Genomic DNA, 22773 nt, shown 5'->3' on the forward strand with positions numbered 1-22773 from the left:
ACATGCCCACCGAACATGTCTTCAACGGCAACGTAAATCTCTACACCACCTACGAACTCGAGGTGCAACCGGCGCAAGGCGCGATCCCGCTCATCGCGACCTTCGAGCCGGCAGGCACGTGGGTGATCAAGCGCGACCACTTCGGTAAGCAGGGCCGGCTCGAGATCCTGGACGAAGACGTGGTCATTACGCTTCGCTTCGACGCCGCCGGCCAACACGACGCCGCACAGGGCCATATGCACATCGACCTGAAGTGCCTGTTCGACTTGCCCCTGCTGGACTCGAAGCTGAAGATCAGGCTTGACCAGCGGACCTACCAGCTTGGTGCTTACAGCGTCAGCGGCGCGCCGCCCGACAGCGCCAATGGGCGCATCCGCCTGGCTGGCAGCGGCATGTTCTCGGAAGGCATGCTGGGTGGTCACGACTGCCTGATCGAGGTCGCTGGCACGTTCAGCCCCAACCCCTGGGCATGACGCGGCGCGCGCACTCTTTCGTTTGCGCAGTCCCTGTGCGAACGCTGTGAAGTATTGCGCAAAGGTTTGAGGGTTGTTCTCCCCCGTACCGGCGATGAGCACCGGTTGCGCTCGCGCCGCAACATGCCGCGGATGCTCGCTGTGCGAAGGCCCGCTCAGGTCATAGCGCTCGCCGCCAACTAGCAACTCCAGCTACACCAAGTGCGCCTGCGTTTCATCGAGCCTTGCGGCCGGCGCCTCAAATTCAGACGACTGTCGATTAGGGCCTGTTAACACTAATTGCGCCGAAGCCGCATTGTCTTGACACTGCGGCCATGGAGATCACCGCAGCGCAGTTTGCCCAGATCGAACACTGCTTGCCCCGCCAGCGAGGCAACGTCAGCCTGTCGAATCTGCAAGTGCTTAACGCAATCCTTTACGTGGCCGAGCACGGCTGCAAGTGGCGCGGTCTGCCCAAGCGGTTTGGCAATTGGCACACGATCTACACGCGCATGAGCCGCTGGGCCAAGTCCGGCGTGCTCGACAAGGCGTTTGAGCAGTTGCAGCGTGCGCAGGTCGTGCAGATCAAGATCGAGTCCGTCTGCCTGGACAGCACCAGCGTGAAGGTGCACCCGGACGGCACTGGTGCTCGAAAAAAAACGGTCCGCAGGCTATCGGCAAGTCCCGCGGTGGCTGGAACACCAAGATCCACCTCCTCGCTGCGGACGCACGCACGGCCATAACGTTCTCGCTGTCGCCAGGCCAGGCGCACGATGCACCCGAGGGACGAGAGCTGTTGAAGCGGCTGGGGCCGCCCAATCGTCCTCTTCACCTGATCATGGACCGCGCCTACGAGGGCAACGAGACTCGGCAGCTTGCGCTCGATCTGGGCTTCGTCCCCGTCGTGCCCCCACTCAGCACGCGCATCGAGCCATGGGAATACGACCGGGCGATGTACAAGCGTCGCAACGAGGTAGAGCGCCTGTTCCGCAGGCTCAAGGGCTACCGCCGCATCTTCTCCCGCTTCGAGAAGCTCGACGTCATGTTCATCGCCTTCATCAGCTTCGCGCTGATCGCTGACGGCCTGCGGTTGTGTTAACAGGCCCTAGCCGAAGAAGGCAAGTAGACGTGCGTCCGAGGCGGGTGGTCGCTGGGGCAGCATGGGCCAACAGTGATCCTGGTCCCGAACAGGACCCTCGTTTGCCTCTTCATGCGCTTGGAGATCTCCATGGAACCTCGCCCGCCCCTGCCCCCCTTCACACTTGAGTCCGCCATCGAAAAGGTCCGCCTCGCGGAGGACCGCTGGAACTCCCGCAACCCCGCGAGCGTTGCACTGTCCTACAGCGAGGACACGCATTGGCGCAATCGAGCCGAGTTCCTTTCGGGACGGCCTGCGGTGATCGAGATGCTTGAACGCAAGTGGAGACGCGAACTCGACTACCGCTTGATCAAGGAACTGTGGTCGTTCGGCGGCACGCGAATCGCCGTGCGCTTCGCCTACGAGTGGCACGACGATTCCATGAACTGGTTCCGCAGCCACGGCAACGAGAACTGGGAGTTCAACGATGCGGGTCTGATGGTGAACCGCCACGCAAGCATCAACGACCAATGCATCTCCGAGCGGGAGCGCAAGTTCTTCTGGTCGCTGGGCCGCCGCCCTGACGATCACCCCGGGTTGAGCGACCTGGGGCTCTGATGTCAGGCCGAGAGCGTGCGCAGTTCCCCCCGGGCGACACCGGACACGGTCCGGCAAATCAGCCAGGTGATGACGATCGTGGACAGCCCTGTCAGTGCCAGCGCAATGGCCTCGGTCGCCCAGCCGGGCTCGGCTTGTGCGACGCGCAGCGCCGATGCGGCGCACGCCGCCATCGGAAAGCTCACAGCCCACCACCCGAACTTGAAGGGGCAGCAACTCGACAGGTGGCGCAGCCTGCCCAGCAGCACTGGCAACAGGAACAGCGTGACGGCGAAGAGCGAGCGCGCGAACAGATCAACTTCGCCAGTGGTGGCTACGTAGCTCGATACGCCAACACCGGTCGGCGCAGCCAAGATCATCAACGTCGGCTGCAGCGCGTGCGGCAGTGGTTCCTCGAAGATCAGGCGCGCGAGGACAAGCGTGAGCACCGGGATGGCAAAGAAGAGCCCGATTGCGAGCCCTGCTTCCATGGCGCCGTGCAGTTGCGGCCAGCCCAGCACCGGGACGGCAAGCGGCAAGTCGAGCAAGCCGACCACCGGCAGGATCCAGGCGGGCGTCGCGTGCGCTCGTTCGTGCCGCTGCGTCAGCCATCGGGTCACGATGAGCCACCCCTGCACGGTCATGCCCACGGCGCCGATCAGCCACAGCGCGCGAGCCAGCCACAGGCTGAACGGCGCAAGGATCATGGGCAGCAGTAGCAGACTCACCCAGAACGTGGCGAACGTGTTGCCGGCGATCGGATGCTCGAACTCCGCCCGGACAGCTTCGGGTGCCATCGCGATCTTTGCTGCATAGGCAGTACCAATCACGACAAAAGCCGCAACAGCGACGACAGCCAAGGCGTCGGCGATCCAGGCTGGCGACTGGAAGTGCATGTGCATGGACCGCCACACCAGGCTCAGCCCAGTCACACCCATGACCGACCCGAACAGGCTTGCGGGAAATTGACGCAGGTCGTGCGTCATCGCAGACGCTGTTGAATCGTCGTCCATTCATTCCTCATCGCATTGCCGGATCCAGCCACAGACCCCCGATGCAGCCGAGCTTGAAAGCGCGAGGCGTCGCACACCTGGCCTTCTGGACTGCCCTTGCGAACGGGCTGCTCACACAATCTGGCTGGTACCCGCATATCAGCCTTTCACGCAACGACCCTTACGCCCGAATCGTCACGGGCTGCCAGGGGGACGGCTCGCTATCACAGCACTCGGAGCCGATTCCTGGGGCAAGGCCAGCCTCCGTCGCCTTCGTCGGCATGAAGGCTCCCGCGCACACGAATCAGCTGTCGACCCCTTGAGCGGTTGCTGCGCCTCCCCGGGCACGGCACAGCGGTTCGTTCAGGTGCTCGTGGCGCGACCGGAGCTTGCGATCGCTTCCGCCACCAACCGTCCATAGTTGGGGTCGGCAGCCGAGAAGTGCGCGAGCTGCCGCGCGACGATCTCCTCGGGCACGCCCTGCATCGCCGCCGCGATGTTGGAAGCCAGGCGCAGGCGCTGACCGTCGTCGAAGAGCCGGAACAGCGCTCCAGGCTGCGCATAGTGGTCTTGGTCGAGCCGGTGGTCGTAGCGATCGGCCGCACCCTGCAGAGCCAGGGGCGGCTCCCTGAACGACGGGTCCTGCACTGGGCCGCCGAACGAGTTCGGCTCGTAGTAGGCGTTGTCACCGACGCCGTATCGCGGCACGTCGGCACGCATCGAACCATCGAGGTGGTAGTGCGCCATGGGGCACCTCGGCGCGTTGACCGGAAGCGACTCGTAGTGCGTACCGAGACGATAGCGGTGTGCATCGGCGTAGGCAAAGACCCGGGCCTGCAGCATGCGGTCGGGAGAGAAGCCGATACCGCGAACCACGTTGCTGGGCGAGAAGGCAAGCTGTTCGATCTGAGCGTAGTAGTTGTCCGGATTGCGATCGAGCTCGAGTACACCAACCTCGCGCAGCGGAAAGCTGCGGTGTGGCCAAACCCTCGTCAGGTCGAACGGATTGAAGTCGATACGCTCGCCCTGCGCCTCGGACATGAGCTGTACGTACAGGGTCCAGCGCGGATGTTCGCCGCGCTCGATCGCGCCGTAGAGGTCTTCTTGGAAGCTCTCACGGCTTCGTCCGATGACTTGCTCGGCTTCCTCGTTTGTGAGATGCCGGTGGCCCTGCTGCGTCTTGAAGTGGAACTTGACCCAGTGCCGATGCCCGGCAGCATTCCAGAAGCTGAAAGTGTGGCTTCCGAAGCCGTTCATGAAACGCGGAGACAGCGGGATGCCGCGATCGCTGAACAGGATCGTGACCTGGTGCAGGCTTTCGGGCGAGAGACTCCAGAAGTCCCACATCGCCGTCGGGCTGCGCAGGTGGGTTCGCGGATGCCGCTTCTGCGTGCGGATGAAGTCAGGGAACTTCAGGGGATCGCGGACGAAGAAGACAGGTGTGTTGTTGCCCACCAAATCCCAGTTGCCCTCCTCGGTGTAGAACTTGACCGCGAAGCCGCGCACGTCACGCTCTGCATCGGCAGCACCCAGTTCGCCCGCGACCGTCGAGAATCGCGCCACCAGCGGCGTGGTTCGGCCAACATCTGCGAAGAGGTGGGCGCAGGACACGTCAGTCAGGTCCTGCGTGACTCGAAACGTGCCGAACGCTCCCCATCCCTTGGCATGGACCACCCGTTCTGGGATGCGTTCGCGGTTCTGATGGGCGAGCTTCTCCAGCAGGGACCAATCCTGCAGCAGCAGTGGCCCGCGCGGTCCAGCCGACAACGAGTTCTGGTTGTCGGAGACAGGCGCCCCGGCGGTGGTCGTGAGGCGAGGAGGTGCGTTCATGTGGCAAGACTCATCGAGCCGTGACGACCCATCGCGGGGGCATGCCCTGCGAGTGGCCGACGGCGGGTTGAAGATTCAGTTGTCAGTTGAGAGCAACTGCAAGCATCAGTCGCAATGTCGTTGCGGAGCACGGCGCTGGCTCCGCGCTCACTTGGTCATCGACAGGATGGGCTTGTTCTTCTCGACGATGCAAGTGGCCAACTCTGCCGCGTTGCCAGCGCCGACGTTCCTGGCTGCATGGACCACGCCGGCAGGAATGAACAGCGCCTCGCCTGCCTTCAGCTGCAGCGGTGCTCTGCCCTGCAGCTCGTACTCGATCGTCCCTTCGAGGACATAGGCCACCTCGGCGCCAGGGTGCGTGTGACTGCCGAACGAGGCCCCAGGAGCAAAGTCGACGCGCACCTGGATCACCGTGCGATCAGCGACACCTAGGTCGTGCTGCAACGCCGCGGAACGCTTGATGCCGGCCGGCTGCTGCGCCTGCGTCAGCGTGATGGCACCACCGATGGCAACCAGCAGGGCTGCGCCGACGAGCGTCGATGACTTCATGGATGACTCCTTGATTCCAGTAAAACGGGCAATGTCGGGACCCGCTGCTCCGCCGGACCCGGCGAGCAGCGGGAATGGTGCTCAGTCCTTGACGAACGACAGGCCCTGGCCATTCGCGCCACGCCGTTGCGCCAGAACCGTCGCGTGAGGTCGACGGGAGAGCTCGGCGACCAGCATCGGGTACTGGGGCGAAGCGACCAGCCAGGCGTACTTGGCCTCCGCCTTGCGGTACTCGAGGCTGTAGGAGTCCGGACTGCCCTCGCCGCGATGCAGGTCGGCAAGCCCCGACAGCCGCCACATGTGCAACTGCGCGAGCACTTCGGCTCGGGAGACGGTCGAAGCCGGAATCGGCACCTCGTCCGGGACGGAGATTCGAATGGTCTGCGCGTGAGCTGCCGTCATCAACAGCAGGCTGGAGGCGGTGATCAGGATCAGTTTCGTGGGGCTCATGATTACCTTTCAACGGTGGAGGAGAACACTGCACTCGCGGCACGCCAGGCGCACAGTGCCGCTCCGTGCAAGCCGATCAGTTCGCCTGACCATCGAGAATCTAGAGAGCGATCGATGGCACCGCACCTCCACTTCGGCGCGCATCGGGCTGTGACTTGTGGCGGTCCGGTCCGTAGCACGCCGGACAAGCAACTGGCGACGGCCATGGTTTCGAGGGCATAGACGGATCGCATCGATAGGCCTGGCCCCTCAGAAGAGCGATGTATCGATCAGCCACTCGTGAGTCGCAGCGCCTGGGTGAGTCTCCTATCGTGACGACGGTTGAGTCACTTTCAGCCTCAGGAGCATGCATACATGATTGCCGTCAAATCGAAATCTCTCGCGCGTCTGCTGGCCCGCTGCATCTCGACTTTCCTGTCCGCATCCGTCTGCGTTGGCGCAATCGCCGAGGTTGCCAGCCCGGTGTTGGCAATCAACGATGCCACTGCGAAGTCCGCGGTGACCGTGCGCGCATTGCGTGGAAGCGTGAGCGTTCTCGAAGGCGCTGGCGGCAACATCGGCGTGCTGTCAACGCAGCAGGGTCAATTGCTCGTGGACGCGGGCATCGCAGTGGCGCGGCCGCGGATCGAGGCAGCGCTGAAGGGGCTGGGCGGGGGCGCGCCCAAATGGCTGATCAACACCCACTGGCACTGGGACCACACCGACGGCAACCCATGGGTTGCAGAGCTCGGCGCCACCATCGTCTCGCACGAGAGAACGAGGATGTACCTGGCCAAACGCACCAACGTGATCGAGTGGGGCTACAGCTTCCCGGCCCTGCCCGAAACGGGGCTGCCGAAGGTGGTCTTCCAGACGTCCAAGACGATGGAGTTCGGTGGCGAGACCATCCACTTGAAGCACTTTGGCACTGGCCATACCGACGGTGACGCGATCGTGCACTTCGTCAATGCCGACGTCCTGTTCATGGGCGACATCTGGTGGAACGGCCACTATCCGTTCATCGACTACGGCGCAGGTGGCGACATCGACGGGATGATTCGCTGGACCCGCGAGGCACTTGCGATAGCGGGACCGAAGACGCTGATCGTTCCCGGCCACGGCCCAGCAGGCGGCAGGGCGCAATTGGCCGAGTACCTCGATATGCTGATCGACGTACGCACCCGTGTTGCGCGGCTGAAAGGCGAGGGCAAGAGTCTCGCGCAAGTCCTCGAATCCCAGCCGACGCAGCGCTACGACGCCAAGTGGGGCGCTTTCGTTCTCAGCCCCTACTTCTTCACGCAACTGGTCTACATGGGTGTCTGAGCTCCAATGAGACCGACAACGCCGTCGCTGTCCTGCGGAACCAGGCGCGTGATCGGTGCACTGCCCAGAGTCGACGCGGTGTCTTCTCAGGACATCGTCGCCATAGCACTCGAGTTCCCGACCGCCTTCGTCGGCAAGCTGCTGATCATGCCGGCATATCCCGAAGGCGATGCCGCTTTGTAGGAACGGAAACTGCCGATGAACACCTTCACCGAGCTTGCAGACGTTGGGCGGCTGTCAGCGCGGGACGTCCGCGGCGCCTGCCCTCTGATCGCCGTGGAGGACGAGCCCCCGGTCAGACTGGTGGTCGATCCGCCGCTGGCGGAACCGCTTTCGCGCGGGCTCGTCTTCATCCAGTACCGCGTCGAGAACATGCGGGTGCTGCCAGTCTTCGGCAGCGGCGCGAAGAAGGTGTCACCAAGGCTGGGTCACGTACACATCACTGTCGACGACGCTCCGTGGCACTTCGTCGACGCCAGCGGTGAGACGGTGGTTCTCGCTGGGCTGTCCGGCGGCCACCACAAGGTTCGATTCGACGTTGCCGATCCGGTCCATCGTGTCATCACCAGCTGGACCCTGGAGTTCATCGTCCCGGTTCAAGGTGCCGATTGAACCAGCATTCATCGACATGTCCCCGGCAGATGCGAGCCGATGCGCCAGGCCCGGTGCGCTCCGACCTCCAAGCCCGGGTTGCGCTGCCCACTGGCATGTCGGGCCGTCGATGGACTCGATCGGTCAGCCCATGCGGATACAGCAGCGGAATGAGGTGCGCTTGACCACCGCCTCCAGGACAAGGTCGCTTGCCACGCATGGCCGATGGCACGTAGCGAAGGGTGGTACAGCATCAAGGGCAGCGCACCGCAAGCGCAACAACCCAACCGGAACATGAGCAGCGTATCACTCCCCATCGACGGCACTCCTGGCTGGGAACTTGAGGCTCGGGCGGCGCTCAGGTCGCCGACTGTCACAACGCCATTCGGCTTCCAGTCCACGGCCGACCAGGTCATCGAGGGCGTCGATCTGTCTGGCCGATGTGCTGTCGTGACGGGAGCCTCATCGGGCATCGGCATCGAGACAGCCCGTGCGTTGGCCAAGGCCGGCGCCGACGTGACGCTGGCCGTCCGCAACTTGCAAGCCGGGCAGGAGGTCGCGCGTGCCATCCGCGCGTCGACGCACAACCACTGCGTGCAAGCGAGGCTGCTGGATCTGAGCGACCAGAACTCGGTTCGCGCATTCGCCGCTGAATGGCGTGGACCCCTGCACATGCTGGTGAACAACGCCGGCGTCATGGCGCTGCCGGAGCTGCAACGCTCGGCTGAAGGTTGGGAACTGCAGCTGGCCACCAACTTCATTGGGCACTTCGCGTTGACGCAACATCTGCACCGCGCCCTCGCTGAAGCTGGCGGGGCACGCATCGTGTCGCTCAGTTCGAGCGGCAGCCTGTTCGCGCCGGTGCTGTTCGGGGATCCCCACTTCAGGTTTCTTCCCTACACACCCTTTGTCGCCTATGGGCAATCCAAGACCGCCTGCGCGCTTCTTGCTGTTGAGGTGACTCGGCGATGGGCACAGGACGGCATCTTTGCGAACGCCCTGAATCCCGGTGCAATCGCGACCAACCTGCAGAGGCATACAGGAGGACTGAAGTCTCCGCCAGAACGCCACAAGACGGTGCAGCAAGGCGCTGCCACTTCGGTACTGCTCGCCGCCTCGCCGTTGCTTGATGGCATCGGTGGGCGCTACTTCGAAGACTGTCAGGAGGCACAGATCGTCAGCGAGCGCACTGTCGATTTCAGTGGCGTGGCACCTTACGCGCTCGATCCCGACGCCGCCGTTCGGCTGTGGGGCTTGGCCTTGAAGTGGATCGCATGACTTCGGCGGCCGGACTCCCCGCATGCACTTCAAGCCACTTGTTGCCACGATCGCGTCGGTTCTGACCGGCGCATCCGTCTACCGGCCATGGTAGTGGCTGGCTTGGAGCAAAGTCGGGCATCTGCCGGGCCACGACTTCGAGCTCACAGGCGTCGCGCACGTTGGGCGGTGGCTGTGCATCGATTCGAGGCAAGTGCCAAGGTGTGTCCAAGCCGAACCCTCCGTTCGGTGGCCTTATAGCTGCGCCGACCGCCAGGTCGGTGGCGGGCTTGAAAGTGCGAGAGACTGCGTCTGCGAAATCGTAGCCAGTTTCCAGCGCCACGGAGGCCACATTTGCGCGACCACGGCAGTTCATCGCGAGCCGCACTTCGTGCGCCAGTGCATCGGGTACCGCGGGTTTCACGTGTGCTGCCGTGACACCTTGTATTTGCTGGCCCCGCACTCGCGCAAGATGTGGCCGGCCGTGTTGCCTAGTGCCGAGCACGCGATCGCGTACCGATTGATCGTCAAGGAGGACGGGTGGGTCGCATCCGGGCGGCCGGATCGCTGCCTGTAGCCACCAGCGGCACCTGGCCGAATCCAGACTGCCCTCCGAGCCCTGCGAACTCCCACAGGCGACATCCGGCTCCTGCAACGTCCGCCGGGCGACACCAGCGCCCCGCGAGTCATCACCCGTCGTTCGGTCCGGCGGGAATCCTTCGTCAGGCTGATGCGTCGCGGCCACTGCGGGCCAGCAGCACCTTCCGCGCCCGCGGGTCGATGTTCACGCGGGCGAGGTCTCCCTGCACCTGGGGCAGCGCGAGCAGCCGCGGGTCCATGACGCGGAACCACAGTCTCGGAATGTAGGCAAGCGTGAACATGCCGAAGTAGCCGCTGGGCAACTGCGGCAGGTCGGAGAAGTGGCGCAGGCACTGGTAACGCCGCGACGGGTGGGCGTGGTGGTCGCTGTGCCGCTGCAGGTGGAAGGTGGCGAGGTTGGTGACCAGGTGGTTGGTGTTCCAGGAGTGGTGCGGCTGAGGCGCCTCGTAGGCGCCGCTGGGCAACTTGCGGCGCAGCAGGCCGTAGTGCTCCACGTAATTGGCGGAGGTCAGCTGCCACCATGCGACGAGGTTGTGGATTGCCAGGAATGGCAGCATCGTCCAGCCGAAGGCGGCGACGAGGCCCCCTTGCAGCACCAGCGTGATGGCATACGACTGCAGGATCGTGTTGCTCCACGAACAGGGACCCAGGCCGAGCGCTGCGAGACGCTCACGCTCCAGCGCCCAGGCCCGCCGGATGCCACCCGGCAGCTCGCGCAGCGCGAAGCGGTAGATCGACTCGCCCATGCGCGAGCTGGCGCAGTCTTCGGGCGTGGCCACCCAGCGGTGGTGGCCGCGTCCGTGCTCCACGGTGAAGTGCCCGTAGGCCGGCACCGCCAGCGCCATCCGCGCCAGCCACTGTTCTTGCCGGTTGTGCTTGTGGCCGAGTTCATGCGCGGTGTTGAGACCAAGTCCCGAGTCCGCTCCGGCCGCATAAGCCAGCAGAACGAAGGCCCACCACGACAGTTCGTGCGTCGCCGCCCACCATGCGCATCCGATCAGCGCCACGAAGTGCAGCGGCACTGTGAGCCAGGTGAGCCAGCGGTAGTAGCGGTCGGCATCCAACTGCCCGATCACCGCTTCGGGCGGGTTGCTCTCGTCCTCACCGATGAGCGCGTCGAGTAGCGGCATCAGGCCGTAGCTGATGAGCAACGGAAGTGCGAGCGCGATCTCGTGTCCGCTGGCGTGGTGCGCCCACAAGCCAGTGAAGGGCACGAGCGGCCAGACGACCGACAGCAGCCACGCCCAGCGCTTGCCGTCCCGGTAGCGGACCTCACGTCCCTGGGTATCGGTGGCGGTGTAGACGCGGGACATGCGGTCCTTCCTGGAGTCTCGCTGCGGTCCTGTTGACGGCAGTGTTGGCGATTTCGTTCGGGGCTCCAGCCCCAGGCTCCAAGGCAGTCTGCATGCGCACTGGCGTCCGGTCAATCCGACCGACAGCCAGAGGCCTTCACATGGCCTTCACTGGCGTCGCCTGCTTCTCCATGTTGGCACTGCAAGCCGCGGCAGGTCGTTCCGGCGTAGAGCCGGTCGGCTCCAGATCCATGACGTCAAGCAGGAGCCGTCGCTCCCGGCAGCGTCAGACACCCGACGTTCGAGCCGCACGACGCGCGATCCGCAGCGGCGAGGCCTACCGGCATCATGGGTCCGAAAGTGACGATGCGTGTGGCGGCGACGACTGCAAGACGTACCGTCCACTGTGACCTCGAAAGGGGTGGCTTCCCGCAGCGTGCAGATGGAGACAGGGCGCTCGGCCCTGTCGGACGATCAGCCGGCCAGTGCCTTCATCTCACGGAACAGATCGGCCTTGCCTTCGAAGCCGATGCCGGGCAGGTCCGGCAGCGTGACGTAGCTGTTGTCGACCTTCACACCATCGGGAAAGCCGCCGAAGGGCTGGAACAGGTCGGGGTAGCTCTCGTTGCCACCCAGGCCCAGACCTGCCGCGATGTTCAGCGACATCTGGTGGCCGCCGTGCGGGATGCAGCGGCTGGGCGACCAACCGTGTTCCTTGAGCATCTCGATCGTGCGCAGGTACTCGACCAGGCCGTAGCTCAGGGCGCAGTCGAACTGCAGCCAGTCGCGGTCCGGGCGCATGCCGCCGTAGCGGATCAGGTTGCGCGCGTCCTGCATCGAGAACAGGTCCTCGCCGGTGGCCATCGGGTTCTTGTAGTACTGGCGCAGCGTGGCCTGCAGCTCGAAGTCCAGCGGGTCGCCCGGCTCCTCGTACCAGAACAGGTCGTACTGCGACAGCGCCTTGGCGTAGGCCACCGCCGTCTCCAGGTCGAACTTGCCGTTGGCGTCCACGCACAGCTTCTGGCCATCCTGCAGCACTTCCATGATGGCGTCGATGCGGCGCAGGTCCTCGTCGAGCGATGCGCCACCGATCTTCTTCTTCACCACCGTGTAGCCACGGTCGATGTAGCTCTTCATCTCATCCTGCAGCTTCTTGTAGTCCTGGCCCGGGTAGTAGTAGCCGCCGGCGGCGTAGACGAAGATCTTGCGGTTGGGCTTGCCGTCGCCGTAGCGGTCGGACAGCAGCTGGAACAGCGGCTTGCCTTCGATCTTGGCAACCGCGTCCCACACGGCCATGTCGATCGTGCCGATGGCCACGGAGCGCTCGCCGTGGCCGCCCGGCTTCTCGTTCCGGAACATCGCGTTCCAGATCTTGTGCGGATCGAGGTTCTTGCCGCTGGCGTCGACCAGGTCGTCGGGCGCGGACTCCAGGATGCGCGGAATGAAGCGCTCGCGCATCATGCTGCCCTGGCCGTAGCGGCCGTTGGAGTTGAATCCGTAGCCCACCACCGGCTTGCCGTCGCGGATCACGTCGGTGACGACGGCCACGAGGCTGAGGTTCATCTTGCTAAAGTCGATGTAGGCATTGCGGATGGCAGAGCTGATGGGGATGGTCTTCTCACGAATCTCGACGATCTTCACGGTGGTCTCCTGCGGGTCGGGTGGAGTTGCGATGTCGAAATGATCGTGGGCGGTGCCGGTTCTGCCCAATGCTGTTTATCTAGACTTTGATGCCCTGAAAGCACCGCCATGACCATGAACCTGTCCTGGATCGACGACTTCATGGCGCTCGCGGCCACCGGTAACTTTTCGCGCGCCGCCGACGAGCGGCACATGACGCAGCCGGCCTTCAGCCGGCGCATCCGCGCGCTGGAGGAGTGGCTCGGCGCGGACCTCTTCGACCGCAGCTCGCAGCCGGCACGGGTCACCGAGGTGGGCGAGTGGTTCCGGACGGTCGCACAGGATCTGCAATCTCGCGTGGCCGGCATTCCGGGCGAGGCCCGGGCCATCGCGGAGGCCAGTTCGACGACGCTGCGCTTCGCGGCGACCCATGCGCTGTCGTTCACCTTCATGCCGCGCTGGCTGCATGCCCTGGAGTCGCAGGCGTCGATGGGGCAGCTGCAATTGATGTCGGACGTGCAGCAGAAATGCGAGACGCTGCTGGCGCAGAACCAGGTGCACTTCATGCTGGCTCACGGCCACCCGGGTGTGCGTGGGCCATTGGACGAGGCGGACTTTCCGAGCATCGTTATCGGGGCGGACCAACTGATCCCGGTTTCGTCACCCAATGAAGGTGGCCAGCCGCTTCACGCGCTGCCTGAAGGAAGCAAGGGTGCTCCACTTCCTTGGCTGGGCTACAGCCCGGAGTCCGGGCTCGGGCGCATCCTCAAGGAGTTGAAGGGGCCTGCGCTGGACCGGCTGCACGTGCATCAGGCGCTCACGGCGCACCTGGCATCCGTGCTGCGAACGATGGCGCTGGACCGCCGCGGCCTCGCGTGGCTTCCGAAGCTGCTGGTCGAGGACGACCTGACCAGCGGACGGCTCGTCGTCGCGGCGCCGGACGACTGGCGCATCGATCTGCAAGTGCGTCTGTACCGACAGCGTGGAGAGTCCGGAAAGGCTGCCGAAAGCTTCTGGAAGGTCGCCAGCGCAGCAGCGTCTGTCCACTGAGGCGGCCGTTCCGATGTCAGTGCTTTGAAGGCATCAAAGCCAAGAAATCGGGCATTGGCCTTCAGCGATGCAGTTCACGATCATCTTGTCCATGGCGCCCGCCTGAGGCGTTTTTCATCGGAGACAAGCATGGACAAGATGCATCGGCGTATGGGAGGCCTCGCCGTGGCCTCGGTTCTTCTGGCCTGCGCAGGCGCTGCCCGGGCTGAGTTCCCGGAGAAGCCCGTCACCTTGGTGGTTCCCTTCGCAGCTGGCGGGCCGAGCGACAAGATCGCCCGCGACCTGGCCGAAGCGCTGCGCAAGAAGCTCAACCAGACGGTCATCGTCGAAAACGTCGGCGGTGCCGGCGGCACGCTGGGCGCAGCGAAGGTAGCGACGGCCTCGGCCGACGGCTACACATTGCTCGTGCACCACATCGGTTTCGCGACGGCACCGACGCTGTACCGCAAGCTGGCCTACAAGGGCATCGACGACTTCGCCTACCTCGGCCTCATCAACGAAGCGCCGTCGACTCTGATCGGGCGCACGACGCTGCCGGCCAAGAGCTTTGCCGACTTGCGCAAGTGGATCGCGGCCGACCCGACCAAGGTCAACTTGGCCCACGCTGGCGTGGGCTCGGCCTCGCATCTGTGCGGGCTGATGCTGCAGAGCGCGTTGAAGACGGAATTGACCACGGTGCCGTACAAGGGCACGGGACCGGCGATGACGGACCTGATGGGTGGCACGGTCGACCTGATGTGCGAGCAGGCGACGAACGCCGTGCCGCAGATCGAGGGCGGCAAGGTGCGCGCTTTCGCGGTGACGAGCAAGGAGCGCATGAAGCTGCCCTCGCTGGCGTCCCTGCCGACACTGGCGGAGTCTGGCCTGCCGGACTTCGGCGTGACGGTGTGGCATGGCCTATACGCACCCAAGAACACGCCCGCGCCCGTGCTTGCGAAGCTGAACGAGGCGCTGCGCGGCGCGCTGAAGGATCCCGAACTCATCAAGCGCCAGGAGGCGCTGGGCATCACCGTCGTTTCGGATGCTCGCGTGGAACCGGCTGCGCACAAGAAATTTGTGGAAGCTGAAGTGATGCGGTGGGCGAAGGTCATCCAGGCGGCAGGGTCCTACGCAGACTGACACCTGAGGGTGCGTCCGTGCCTGATGGCTGACTGTCTGCTTCGTCATCAGGTCGTACGTCGGCCGTCGGTAGTACCAGTTCGCCGCAGGGGATAGCGGTCGTTCGGCCGCCGCTACGTCGACGGAATCGGGCGGCTGGCCGTTCACGAACGCCGAGCGGTCATTGGTCGCGCAAACCCGCGTGAGACTGCTTGTGGCCAGAGCTGTCGCTCAACCGCAAGTCTGAGCGGCCGCACTCAGTCTCTGGCGGTCTCGCAAGTTGCCACGCGCTGAATCGAGTGTCCTCGTCAGCTTGTCGGCCGCGCCTTCGATCGCCAGGTGCAGGGTCCTGGCCTGATGCTTGACGACGACGTTGTTCCAGCCGGACACCCGCGCTTCGAGTGGGGCGCACGGAAGTGCCGTCGCGACAAGCGTCGCGCCCACACCGGGGCCCGTACCATCGCCGTCCCATGCCACGCGCCGCCCAGGAACGCCATGTACTCGTCGACCTTCATCTTCGCCCCGAAACAGTTCGACGACCGGTTCCACCGGTTGGACCAGGAGATCTCGGCGGCGGCCAAGGGAATCGTGGGGTATCTGGGCGAAGAGACGTGGGAGAACACCACCACCGGCCTGGTTTCCAACGTCTACTACTGGGACACCCTGGAGGCGCTGCAGCAGTTGGTCAGCCACCCCCGGCACGTGGAGGCGAAGTCGGCGCAGGACCACTGGCTGTCCGGCTACCAGGTCGTCATCTCGCAGGTGCTGCGAACCTACGGCGACACCCGACTCGCCCACTTGCTGCCGATCGGCGCGGCCCCGCCTGCGGGCTGACCAGCCGCAAGGCTTCAGCCCGCGCCGCCGCGCGCCAGCCGGGCCGCCAGTTTCATCAAGGTGGGCACGCGCCGCCGGCCGTGCATCGTGCGTACGCGCACCTTCGCAGCCCCCAGGTCGATTCCGATGCAGGTGACGATCAGCGGCCGCGCCTCTTCGTCGCGCCACACCTCGAACTGCGCCGGCAGGCCCGGCATCGCGCGCGTCGAAATGCCGATGACGGCGCTGCGTCCGCCGAGCGCGTCGAACAACTGGCGGCCCCATCCCGGCTTCTCCGCCGCGTCGAGGTGCACCGGGCCGTCGATGACGATGAGCTCGGGTTCCAGCGCCTGCTCGCGCAGCAGTTGCAGCACGCCAGCCAGTTCAGTCGCACCCCGCGAGCTGCGCACCGGCGGGTCGATGGGGGCGACGCGCGAGATGAAGATGCGGGACGCTTCGGCCGCATCCCATTCATCGAAGGCCACGGCGGCGACGATGACGCCGCCGTCGAGGTCGTGCACGCCGAAGGCCAGCTTCATGGACAAACGTGCTTCGACATGGTGGCGTCCGGGCAGGTGAGGCAATCATCGTAGCGCACGGCCTCGTGATGCGGCATGCTGCCGGGCCCGGCGCGCCGCTTGCCGCGGCACGCCCACCCTTGCAGGAGCATGCCCATGCAGCCCAGTACTTCCGGTGCCCCTGGCCAAGCGCCAGGGCCAATACCAGGCGGTGCTGGAAGCGGTGCTGCAGGCGCAGCCGACCTGGGCCGACCACGGGCGCCCGAACCTCGACCTCACCTTCGAGATCGCGAAGACTGCCGGCCTGGACATCGAGCGGGCTCGGGAGGACATGGCTCGGCCCGAGATGCAGGCGCTGCTGGCTCAGGATGTCGAGGACCTCACCGCCCTTCAGGTGAGCCGCACGCCCACCTTCTTCGTCAACGGCCGGAGCCTGCCCAGCTTCGGCCCGGATCAGCTCGCCGTCCTCGTGGCGGAGGAAGTGGCGAAGGCGAAGCGGTAGGCCGAGGGCGGCGGCTGTTCGGACAGCCCACCGCTGGTCGTGCTCAAGCCGCTGACGTCGCCGGGTCCGGCAACGAAGCATCGCCACGATCGGCTGGCGCTTCGTCAGCAGCAGCACTCCTGCGTCTTCGCATCAGCCGGTAGATGGCGGGAACAACGAACATCGACAGCAGCGGCGCCGTGACCATGCCGCCGACCATCGGTGCGGCGATGCGCTGCATCACCTCGGAGCCGGTGCCGCCACCGAACATGATCGGCACCAGGCCGGCGATGATCACGGCCACTGTCATTGCTTTGGGCCGCACGCGCAGCACGGCGCCTTCGCGGATCGCGTCGAGCAGGTCGGCGTCACCGCCCTGCCCTCGCGCCAGCCGCGCCTCCCAGGCCTGCTTCAGGTACAGCAGCATGATCACGCCGAACTCTGCCGCCACGCCGGCCAGCGCGATGAAGCCGATCGCACCGGCCACGCTCAGGTTGTAGCCCAGCAGGTAGAGCAGCCAGAAGCCACCGATCAGCGCGAAAGGCAGTGTCGCCAGGATCAGTAGCGCTTCGTCGAAACGGCGGAAGGTCAGGTACAGCAGCACGAAGATGATGCCCAGCGTGAAGGGCACGACGACCTTGAGCTTGGCCGTCGCGCGCTCCAGGAACTCGAACTGCCCCGACCACGAGACCGAGTAGCCGGGCGTCAGCTTCACCTGCTCGGCCACCGCCTTCTGCATGTCGATCACCGCCGACTTCAGGTCGCGCCCGCGGATATCGACGTAGACGAAACCGGCCAGGCGCGCGTTTTCGCTGCGCAGCATCGGCGGGCCGTCGGTGATGCGCAGCTCGGCCACGTCCGAGAGCACGATGCGTGCGCCGCGAGGGGTGAGGACGGGCAGCTGGCGCAGCTTCTGCAGCGAGTCGCGGACCTCGCGCGGGTAACGCACGTTGATCGGGAAGCGCTGCAAGCCTTCCACCGTCTCGCCGACGTTGTCGCCGCCGACTGCTGCGCCGATCACCGATTGCACATCGGCGATGTTCATGCCGTAGCGGGCCGCTGCATCCCTGTTGATGTTCACGTCGACATAGCGCCCGCCAGTCAGCCGCTCGGCCAGCGCACTGCTGACGCCGGGCACGCCCTTCACCGCCTTCTCGATCTCGCCTGCCAGGCGGTCGATCTCGGCCAGGTCGGTGCCGGCGACCTTCACGCCCACCGGGCTCTTGATGCCGGTCGCCAGCATGTCGATGCGGTTGCGGATCGGCGGCACCCAGATGTTGGACAGTCCGGGCACCTTGACGATGCGGTCCAGCTCCTCGACCAGCCTGTCGCTGGTCATGCCCTCGCGCCATTCGCTCTTCGGCTTGAACTGGATGGTGGTCTCGAACATCTCCATCGGTGCCGGGTCGGTGGCCGTCTCGGCGCGGCCGGCCTTGCCGTAGACGGATTGCACTTCAGGCAGGGTCTTGATCAGCCGGTCGGTCTGCTGCAGCAGCTCGGCCGCCTTGCCTGCCGACAGGCCCGGCAGCGCGGTCGGCATGTAGAGCAGGTCGCCCTCGTCCAGCGGGGGCATGAACTCGCCGCCGATCTTCAGGATCGGCCAGGAGGTGCTGGCCAGCAGCAGCAGCGCCACGGCGATCGTTGTCTTCGGCCACGCCAGCACGCCGTCGAGCAGCGGCTGGTAGATCGTGATCAGCGCGCGGTTCAGCGGATTGCGCCGCTCGTCGGGGATGCGACCGCGGATCAGGTAGCCCATCAACACCGGCACCAGCGTCACTGCCAGCCCCGCAGAGGCCGCCATGGCGTAGGTCTTGGTGTAAGCCAGCGGCGAGAACAGCCGGCCCTCCTGGGCCTCCAGCGTGAACACCGGGATGAAGCTCAGCGTGATGATCAGCAGGGAGAAGAAGAGCGCCGGCCCGACCTCGACCGCCGCGTCGCCGACCACGCGCCACTGCGCTTCTCCCTTCAGATCCTCGCCAGGATGTTCATGCCTCCAGGCCTCGATGTGCTTGTGCGCGTTTTCGATCATCACCACCGCCGCATCGACCATGGCCCCGATCGCGATGGCGATACCGCCGAGCGACATCACGTTGGCGTTGACGCCCTGGTAATGCATGACGATGAAGCTCGCCAGGATGCCCAGCGGCAGCGTCACGATCGCGACGAAGGCCGAGCGCAGGTGGAACAGGAAGACCAGACACACCAGCGCGACGACGATGAACTCCTCGATCAGCTTGTGGCTGAGGTTCTCCACGGCGCGCTCGATCAGGCTGGAGCGGTCGTAGGTCGGCACGATCTCCACGCCCTTGGGCAGGCTGGCCTGCAGCGACGCGATCTTGGCCTTGACGGCGGCAATCGTCTCCAGCGCGTTCTTGCCCGAACGCATCACGATCACGCCGCCGGTGGCCTCGCCCTCGCCGTCGAGCTCGCCGATGCCGCGCCGCATCTCAGGTCCGACCTGCACGCGCGCCACGTCGCCCAGGCGCACGCTGACGCCGGCGTCGGTGGCACTCAGCGGTATCTTGCGGAAGTCGTCCAGCGTCGCCAGCAGGCCCGAGGCGCGCACCACGTACTCGGCCTCGCCGAGTTCGAGCACCGATCCGCCGGCCTCCTGGTTGGCGTTGCGGATCGCATCGATCACCGCGCCGTGGGGTAGGTTGTAGGCGGCCAGCTTGTCGGGGTCGAGCAGCACCTGGTACTGGCGCACCATGCCGCCGACCGAGGCGACCTCGGCGACATTCGGCACGGTCTTCAGCTCGTACTTCAGGAACCAGTCCTGAAGCGCGCGCAGCTGGCCGGCGTCCATCGTGCCGCTGCGGTCGATCAGCGCGTACTGGTAGATCCAGCCAACGCCGGTGGCGTCGGGCCCCAGCGCCGGCTTCGCGGCAGCGGGCAGTCGCCCTTGCACCTGGTTCAGGTACTCCAGCACTCGGGAGCGTGCCCAGTACGGGTCGGTGCCGTCGTCGAACAGCACGTAGACGAAGCTGTCGCCGAAGAACGAGTAGCCGCGCACGACCTTCGCCCCCGGCACCGAAACCATGGTCGTCGTCAGCGGATAGGTGACCTGGTTCTCGACGATGCGCGGCGCCTGCCCCGGGTACGGCGTGCGGATGATCACCTGCACGTCCGAGAGATCGGGCAGCGCATCCAGCGGCGTGCGCTGCACGGCCCACAGGCCCCAGGCGGTGACGATGACGGACGCCAGCAGCACCAGGAAGCGGTTGACGATGGACCAGCGGATCAGCGCGGCAATCATCGCGACGCTCCCGGGGCGGCGGCGGCAGGCGCAGACGGGGGCAGCAACGTCAGCGTGGTCACGGTCGGCCCATCGGTCGGATCGACGTAGAACTCGAAGTCGACGCGGTCACCCACCGCCAGTCCACGCGGCAGCTTGTTGGCAGGCGGCAGCCTGAACTCCATCGTCATCGCGCCCATGCCGACGCTCGGGATGGGGCCGTGGCTCAGCGTGACGCTTTCGCGGTCCAGCGACTCGATCAGACCCTCGGCGCTGTGACGCTGGGCGGTGTTGGCGGCCGTCGGCGCTGGCTGGTTGTTGAGCCGCGCCTCGACACCCTTCAGGCTGGCTTCGGAGTCGATCAGGAATTGCGACGACACGACCACGCGCTGGCCGGCCTTCAGGCCGCGTCGGATCTCGGTCTGGCCGCCGGTCTCCAGGCCGGTCTCCACATCGACCGGGGCAAACCGCCCGCCCTCTTCAGCCACCATCACCACCGCGCGCCGGCCGGTCTGGATCACCGCCTCGGTCGGCACCAGCAGCGCCTTCCCCGCGCGGGTGTCCATGAACTGCATCGTCACGAACAAGCCCGGCACCAGCTGACCGTCGGGATTGGCGAACTGCACGCGCGCCTTCTGCGTGCGCGTGGTCGCGTTCACTTCGGGCAGCAGCGCCTGGACGGTGCCGCGGAACACGCTCCCCGGCACTCCGGGGCTGCGCGCCTCGACCTGGCTGCCGGGGCGCACCAGCGCGGCCTGGCTCTCAGGAAGCTCGGCGTTGGCCCAGACGCTGGCCAAGCCGTTGATCCGAGCGAGCATCATCCCGGGCGTCACCGTCATGCCTTCGCGGGCGATCAGCTCCGCGACCACGCCGCTGGACGGCGCAACGAGGGTGATGCGCGGCTGCACGCCCCCCGCCGCATCGACGCGCGCGACCTGGGCCTCGCTCATGCCGGCCAGCAGCAGGCGCTGGCGAGCCGCCGCAATCAGCACGGCATCGCCCGCGGCGAAGCGCCTGACGGCCAGGTATTCCTCCTGCGCCGCCACCCACTCAGGCACGTAGAGCTCGGCGAAGGGCTGGCCCGCGCGCACGCGGTCGAGCGTTGCGCGCACGTGCAGCTTCTCGATGTAGCCCGTCGCCCTGGCCTGCACTACCGACTGGTCGCGCTCGTTCCAGGCGATGCTGCCCACCGCGCTGACCATGGGCTGCAGCACACCTTCGACCACCTCGGCCGTCCGCACGCCCAGGTTCTGCTGGATGCGCGGGCTCACGGTGACGGTGCCCTGGTCGTCGCCGCCGGCGCCGCCGTAGACCGGCACCAGCATCATGTCCATGAAGGGCGACTTGGCCGGCGCGTCGAAGCGCTTACCGGGCACCATCGGGTCGTGGTAGTAGAGGATGGGCTTGCCGGTGGCAGGATCGATCTCGCCGGCCTTGATGCCGTCCTTGATGTGGCGTCGCGTCGCTGCCTCGCCGGCGGCGATGCTGCTGGTCGGGTCTTCTGCGGCCGGCGAGCCGGATGCAGTAGCTGCTCCGGCGCCCGCCAGGCCCATGCCGCGGTGCATGCCGATCTGGTAGAGCGCAAAGCCGCCCGTGGCCAGCGCGACGGCAACGACGGCCGTCAACAAGGTGTTTCGGGTGTTCATCGTGCCGCCTCCGGCTTGGCTTGGACGCCGCCGTGGGACGGCAACAGATAGTTCAGTTGGGCCCAGACCCGGGCCTTCTCCATCTCGATGCGCAGGCGCTCCATGCGCACGTCCACTTCGCTGCGGCGCGCATCGAGCACGGCCGGCAACGGACCGGTACCGCTGCGGTAGGCCACCAGCGCAGCTTCACTGCGCTGGGTCGCCAGCGGCAACAGCGAGGCGTCGTAGCGACGCAATCGATCCTCGTGGCTGCGCCACTCCTGAAGCATGGCGCGCACCTCGGCCTCGTGGGCGCGCTGCAGATCCTCGCGACGGGCTCGCGCCTCGTCGATGCCGGCCAGCCGCGCCGCGAGTTCGCGGTCCTGCCGGTTCTTCTGGTCCCACTGCAGCGGCACCGACAGATTGATCGACACCATGTTCGAGTAGGCCGGGCCGCGCTGGCTGTACATCAACTCGACGCTCCAGTCCGACGATCGCGCGGCACGCGCCACGGCGGCGTCGCTGTCGGCGATGGCCTCCTGCTGCGCTGCTGCGGCGATCTGGGGGTGCTGGGTCAGGTGCTCCGCCAGGGCACCTTCGGTCCATGCTGGCAGCGTGAGCGCAGGACGTGCAGACAGCGGCAGCCGCGCGCCTTCACCCACCCACCGCCCCAGCTGGGTGGTCGCGACCGCGATCTGGCGCTCTGCCTGTGCCAGCCCATCCCGCAGTTGCTCGACCGATCCGCGCGCCGCGAAGACTTCGGCCTGCGAGCTCTTGCCGCTGCGGTACAGCGTCTCGGCAGCTTGGACCTGGAGTTCTGCCTGGGTAATCTGCGCCTGCAGCAGCTCACGCATCGATTCCAAGTACGAGCGGTCGAGCCAGGCAGTCGCCGCGTCCCGCTGCAGGTCCGCGATAGTGGCCTGGCGCGTGACCTTGGCCAGATCGACCTCGCGTTCGGCACGGCGCGTGCGGGCGCTGCGCTTGTCGACCCGGGTCAGCTCCTGCATGACGCCGACGGAGCGCATCGTCATGAAGTCGCGCGTGACGCTGTAGCGGTCCGTGCCGTCGATCGGCAGGTTGTTCAGGCTGAGCTTGAGCACCGGGTCGGGCAGCTGGCCCGCAGCCGCAGCCATCTCTCGCGCAGCCTGGGCCTGCGACTCGATGGCGCTCACGAGCCGCGAGCGCACGGCGGCTTCGGCGACGGCGCTCTCCAAGGAGAGCGAGGTCTGAGCAAAGGCAGGCGCAGAGCCCAAGGCCAGCCACAGCAAGAGCGATGAAGCCAGACGGAGGCCGTCTGGCCTCCGGGGCAGGGTCGAAATCATGGGAACTCCTGAAGTCCGGAA

21 protein-coding genes and 1 pseudogene are annotated in these 22773 nt (G+C 66.0%); 12 read left to right on the forward strand and 10 right to left on the reverse strand.

Annotated features, from left to right (window positions below; all coding sequences use genetic code 11):
• Positions 1-2: 2 nt before the first annotated feature.
• The 4 genes and pseudogenes from ACPOLB_RS03885 to ACPOLB_RS03900 all read left to right on the forward strand — a co-directional run bounded on the left by ACPOLB_RS03885 (position 3) and on the right by ACPOLB_RS03900 (position 2148).
• Positions 3-473: a hypothetical protein gene (locus tag ACPOLB_RS03885; RefSeq protein WP_425259986.1), complete on the forward strand. Its 471-nt coding sequence runs from the start codon at positions 3-5 to the stop codon at positions 471-473.
• Between the two features lie 314 nt (positions 474-787).
• Positions 788-943: pseudogene (locus ACPOLB_RS03890) on the forward strand (transposase); the annotation flags it as partial.
• Positions 944-1053: 110 nt separating this feature from the next.
• Complete coding sequence (locus tag ACPOLB_RS03895) at positions 1054-1551, forward strand: IS5 family transposase (RefSeq protein WP_425261868.1); 498 nt, start codon at positions 1054-1056, stop codon at positions 1549-1551.
• A gap of 129 nt (positions 1552-1680) precedes the next feature.
• On the forward strand, positions 1681-2148 hold the full coding sequence (locus tag ACPOLB_RS03900) for a DUF1348 family protein (protein WP_425259987.1): 468 nt from the start codon (positions 1681-1683) through the stop codon (positions 2146-2148).
• Positions 2149-2150: 2 nt separating this feature from the next.
• Here the strand turns inward: ACPOLB_RS03900 and ACPOLB_RS03905 are convergent, their stop codons facing one another.
• The 4 genes from ACPOLB_RS03905 to ACPOLB_RS03920 all read right to left on the reverse strand — a co-directional run bounded on the left by ACPOLB_RS03905 (position 2151) and on the right by ACPOLB_RS03920 (position 5948).
• Positions 2151-3140: an SLAC1 anion channel family protein gene (locus tag ACPOLB_RS03905; RefSeq protein WP_425259988.1), complete on the reverse strand. Its 990-nt coding sequence runs from the start codon at positions 3138-3140 to the stop codon at positions 2151-2153.
• 342 nt (positions 3141-3482) lie between these two features.
• Positions 3483-4949, reverse strand: a complete 1467-nt coding sequence (locus ACPOLB_RS03910) for a catalase (protein WP_425259989.1) — start codon at positions 4947-4949, stop codon at positions 3483-3485.
• Between the two features lie 147 nt (positions 4950-5096).
• On the reverse strand, positions 5097-5498 hold the full coding sequence (locus ACPOLB_RS03915; protein WP_425259990.1) for a cupin domain-containing protein: 402 nt from the start codon (positions 5496-5498) through the stop codon (positions 5097-5099).
• Positions 5499-5579: 81 nt separating this feature from the next.
• A complete protein-coding gene (locus tag ACPOLB_RS03920; protein ID WP_425259991.1) occupies positions 5580-5948 on the reverse strand; it encodes a hypothetical protein in 369 nt (122 codons plus the stop codon).
• A gap of 354 nt (positions 5949-6302) precedes the next feature.
• Between ACPOLB_RS03920 and ACPOLB_RS03925 the strand changes: the two genes are divergently transcribed.
• The 4 genes from ACPOLB_RS03925 (at position 6303) to ACPOLB_RS03940 (ending at position 9119) form a co-directional block, all read left to right on the forward strand.
• Entirely contained in the window at positions 6303-7250 is a 948-nt protein-coding gene (locus ACPOLB_RS03925) for an MBL fold metallo-hydrolase (protein WP_425259992.1), read from the forward strand.
• Between the two features lie 48 nt (positions 7251-7298).
• Positions 7299-7433, forward strand: coding sequence for a hypothetical protein (locus ACPOLB_RS03930; RefSeq protein WP_425259993.1), 135 nt, complete (start codon positions 7299-7301; stop codon positions 7431-7433).
• A gap of 15 nt (positions 7434-7448) precedes the next feature.
• Positions 7449-7862, forward strand: coding sequence for a DUF6130 family protein (locus ACPOLB_RS03935; protein ID WP_425259994.1), 414 nt, complete (start codon positions 7449-7451; stop codon positions 7860-7862).
• Positions 7863-8066: 204 nt separating this feature from the next.
• Positions 8067-9119, forward strand: a complete 1053-nt coding sequence (locus ACPOLB_RS03940) for an SDR family NAD(P)-dependent oxidoreductase (protein ID WP_425259995.1) — start codon at positions 8067-8069, stop codon at positions 9117-9119.
• 701 nt (positions 9120-9820) lie between these two features.
• On the opposite strand, the gene ACPOLB_RS03945 is transcribed toward ACPOLB_RS03940, so the two are convergent.
• Both ACPOLB_RS03945 and ACPOLB_RS03950 read right to left on the reverse strand, forming a co-directional pair.
• Positions 9821-11011 (reverse strand): alkane 1-monooxygenase, encoded by a 1191-nt coding sequence (locus ACPOLB_RS03945; RefSeq protein ID WP_425259996.1) that lies wholly within the window; start codon positions 11009-11011, stop codon positions 9821-9823.
• 453 nt (positions 11012-11464) lie between these two features.
• The gene (locus ACPOLB_RS03950; protein ID WP_425259997.1) at positions 11465-12631 is read right to left on the reverse strand and encodes a mandelate racemase/muconate lactonizing enzyme family protein; all 1167 of its coding nucleotides are present in this window, start codon (positions 12629-12631) and stop codon (positions 11465-11467) included.
• 108 nt (positions 12632-12739) lie between these two features.
• Between ACPOLB_RS03950 and ACPOLB_RS03955 the strand changes: the two genes are divergently transcribed.
• From ACPOLB_RS03955 to ACPOLB_RS03965, 3 genes are all read left to right on the forward strand, one after another.
• Positions 12740-13660 (forward strand): LysR substrate-binding domain-containing protein, encoded by a 921-nt coding sequence (locus ACPOLB_RS03955; RefSeq protein ID WP_425259998.1) that lies wholly within the window; start codon positions 12740-12742, stop codon positions 13658-13660.
• Positions 13661-13798: 138 nt separating this feature from the next.
• Positions 13799-14779: a tripartite tricarboxylate transporter substrate-binding protein gene (locus ACPOLB_RS03960; protein WP_425261870.1), complete on the forward strand. Its 981-nt coding sequence runs from the start codon at positions 13799-13801 to the stop codon at positions 14777-14779.
• A 474-nt stretch (positions 14780-15253) separates the two neighbouring features.
• Complete coding sequence (locus tag ACPOLB_RS03965) at positions 15254-15592, forward strand: antibiotic biosynthesis monooxygenase family protein (protein WP_425259999.1); 339 nt, start codon at positions 15254-15256, stop codon at positions 15590-15592.
• A 14-nt stretch (positions 15593-15606) separates the two neighbouring features.
• Here ACPOLB_RS03965 and ACPOLB_RS03970 read toward each other — a convergent pair whose 3' ends face one another.
• Entirely contained in the window at positions 15607-16092 is a 486-nt protein-coding gene (locus ACPOLB_RS03970) for an endonuclease V (protein ID WP_425260000.1), read from the reverse strand.
• Positions 16093-16264: 172 nt separating this feature from the next.
• On the opposite strand from ACPOLB_RS03970, the gene ACPOLB_RS03975 reads away from it, so the two are divergent.
• On the forward strand, positions 16265-16591 hold the full coding sequence (locus ACPOLB_RS03975; protein ID WP_425260001.1) for a DsbA family protein: 327 nt from the start codon (positions 16265-16267) through the stop codon (positions 16589-16591).
• Positions 16592-16634: 43 nt separating this feature from the next.
• Here ACPOLB_RS03975 and ACPOLB_RS03980 read toward each other — a convergent pair whose 3' ends face one another.
• Genes ACPOLB_RS03980 through ACPOLB_RS03990 form a run of 3 tightly spaced genes read right to left on the reverse strand, consistent with a single transcriptional unit; the run spans position 16635 to position 22752 of the window.
• Entirely contained in the window at positions 16635-19826 is a 3192-nt protein-coding gene (locus tag ACPOLB_RS03980) for an efflux RND transporter permease subunit (protein ID WP_425260002.1), read from the reverse strand.
• A complete protein-coding gene (locus ACPOLB_RS03985) occupies positions 19823-21451 on the reverse strand; it encodes an efflux RND transporter periplasmic adaptor subunit (protein WP_425260003.1) in 1629 nt (542 codons plus the stop codon). Before ACPOLB_RS03985 ends, ACPOLB_RS03980 begins: the two co-directional genes overlap by 4 nt.
• Positions 21448-22752 carry a TolC family protein gene (locus tag ACPOLB_RS03990; RefSeq protein WP_425260004.1) on the reverse strand — a complete coding sequence of 435 codons (1305 nt, stop codon included), beginning with the start codon at positions 22750-22752 and terminating at the stop codon, positions 21448-21450. Before ACPOLB_RS03990 ends, ACPOLB_RS03985 begins: the two co-directional genes overlap by 4 nt.
• Positions 22753-22773: the final 21 nt, after the last annotated feature.

This window comes from Rubrivivax soli (assembly GCF_049810355.1).
GTDB lineage: Bacteria > Pseudomonadota > Gammaproteobacteria > Burkholderiales > Burkholderiaceae_C > Rubrivivax.

Coding starts and splice junctions, on each gene's coding strand:
- ACPOLB_RS03925 (WP_425259992.1), top strand. CDS start 6,303: ATGATTGCCGTCAAATCGAAATCTCTCGCGCGTCTGCTGGCCCGCTGC.
- ACPOLB_RS03915 (WP_425259990.1), bottom strand. CDS start 5,498: ATGAAGTCATCGACGCTCGTCGGCGCAGCCCTGCTGGTTGCCATCGGT.
- ACPOLB_RS03935 (WP_425259994.1), top strand. CDS start 7,449: ATGAACACCTTCACCGAGCTTGCAGACGTTGGGCGGCTGTCAGCGCGG.
- ACPOLB_RS03940 (WP_425259995.1), top strand. CDS start 8,067: ATGGCACGTAGCGAAGGGTGGTACAGCATCAAGGGCAGCGCACCGCAA.
- ACPOLB_RS03910 (WP_425259989.1), bottom strand. CDS start 4,949: ATGAACGCACCTCCTCGCCTCACGACCACCGCCGGGGCGCCTGTCTCC.
- ACPOLB_RS03905 (WP_425259988.1), bottom strand. CDS start 3,140: ATGGACGACGATTCAACAGCGTCTGCGATGACGCACGACCTGCGTCAA.
- ACPOLB_RS03985 (WP_425260003.1), bottom strand. CDS start 21,451: ATGAACACCCGAAACACCTTGTTGACGGCCGTCGTTGCCGTCGCGCTG.
- ACPOLB_RS03965 (WP_425259999.1), top strand. CDS start 15,254: ATGTACTCGTCGACCTTCATCTTCGCCCCGAAACAGTTCGACGACCGG.
- ACPOLB_RS03920 (WP_425259991.1), bottom strand. CDS start 5,948: ATGAGCCCCACGAAACTGATCCTGATCACCGCCTCCAGCCTGCTGTTG.
- ACPOLB_RS03955 (WP_425259998.1), top strand. CDS start 12,740: ATGACCATGAACCTGTCCTGGATCGACGACTTCATGGCGCTCGCGGCC.
- ACPOLB_RS03990 (WP_425260004.1), bottom strand. CDS start 22,752: ATGATTTCGACCCTGCCCCGGAGGCCAGACGGCCTCCGTCTGGCTTCA.
- ACPOLB_RS03885 (WP_425259986.1), top strand. CDS start 3: ATGCCCACCGAACATGTCTTCAACGGCAACGTAAATCTCTACACCACC.
- ACPOLB_RS03980 (WP_425260002.1), bottom strand. CDS start 19,826: ATGATTGCCGCGCTGATCCGCTGGTCCATCGTCAACCGCTTCCTGGTG.
- ACPOLB_RS03960 (WP_425261870.1), top strand. CDS start 13,799: ATGCATCGGCGTATGGGAGGCCTCGCCGTGGCCTCGGTTCTTCTGGCC.
- ACPOLB_RS03900 (WP_425259987.1), top strand. CDS start 1,681: ATGGAACCTCGCCCGCCCCTGCCCCCCTTCACACTTGAGTCCGCCATC.
- ACPOLB_RS03945 (WP_425259996.1), bottom strand. CDS start 11,011: ATGTCCCGCGTCTACACCGCCACCGATACCCAGGGACGTGAGGTCCGC.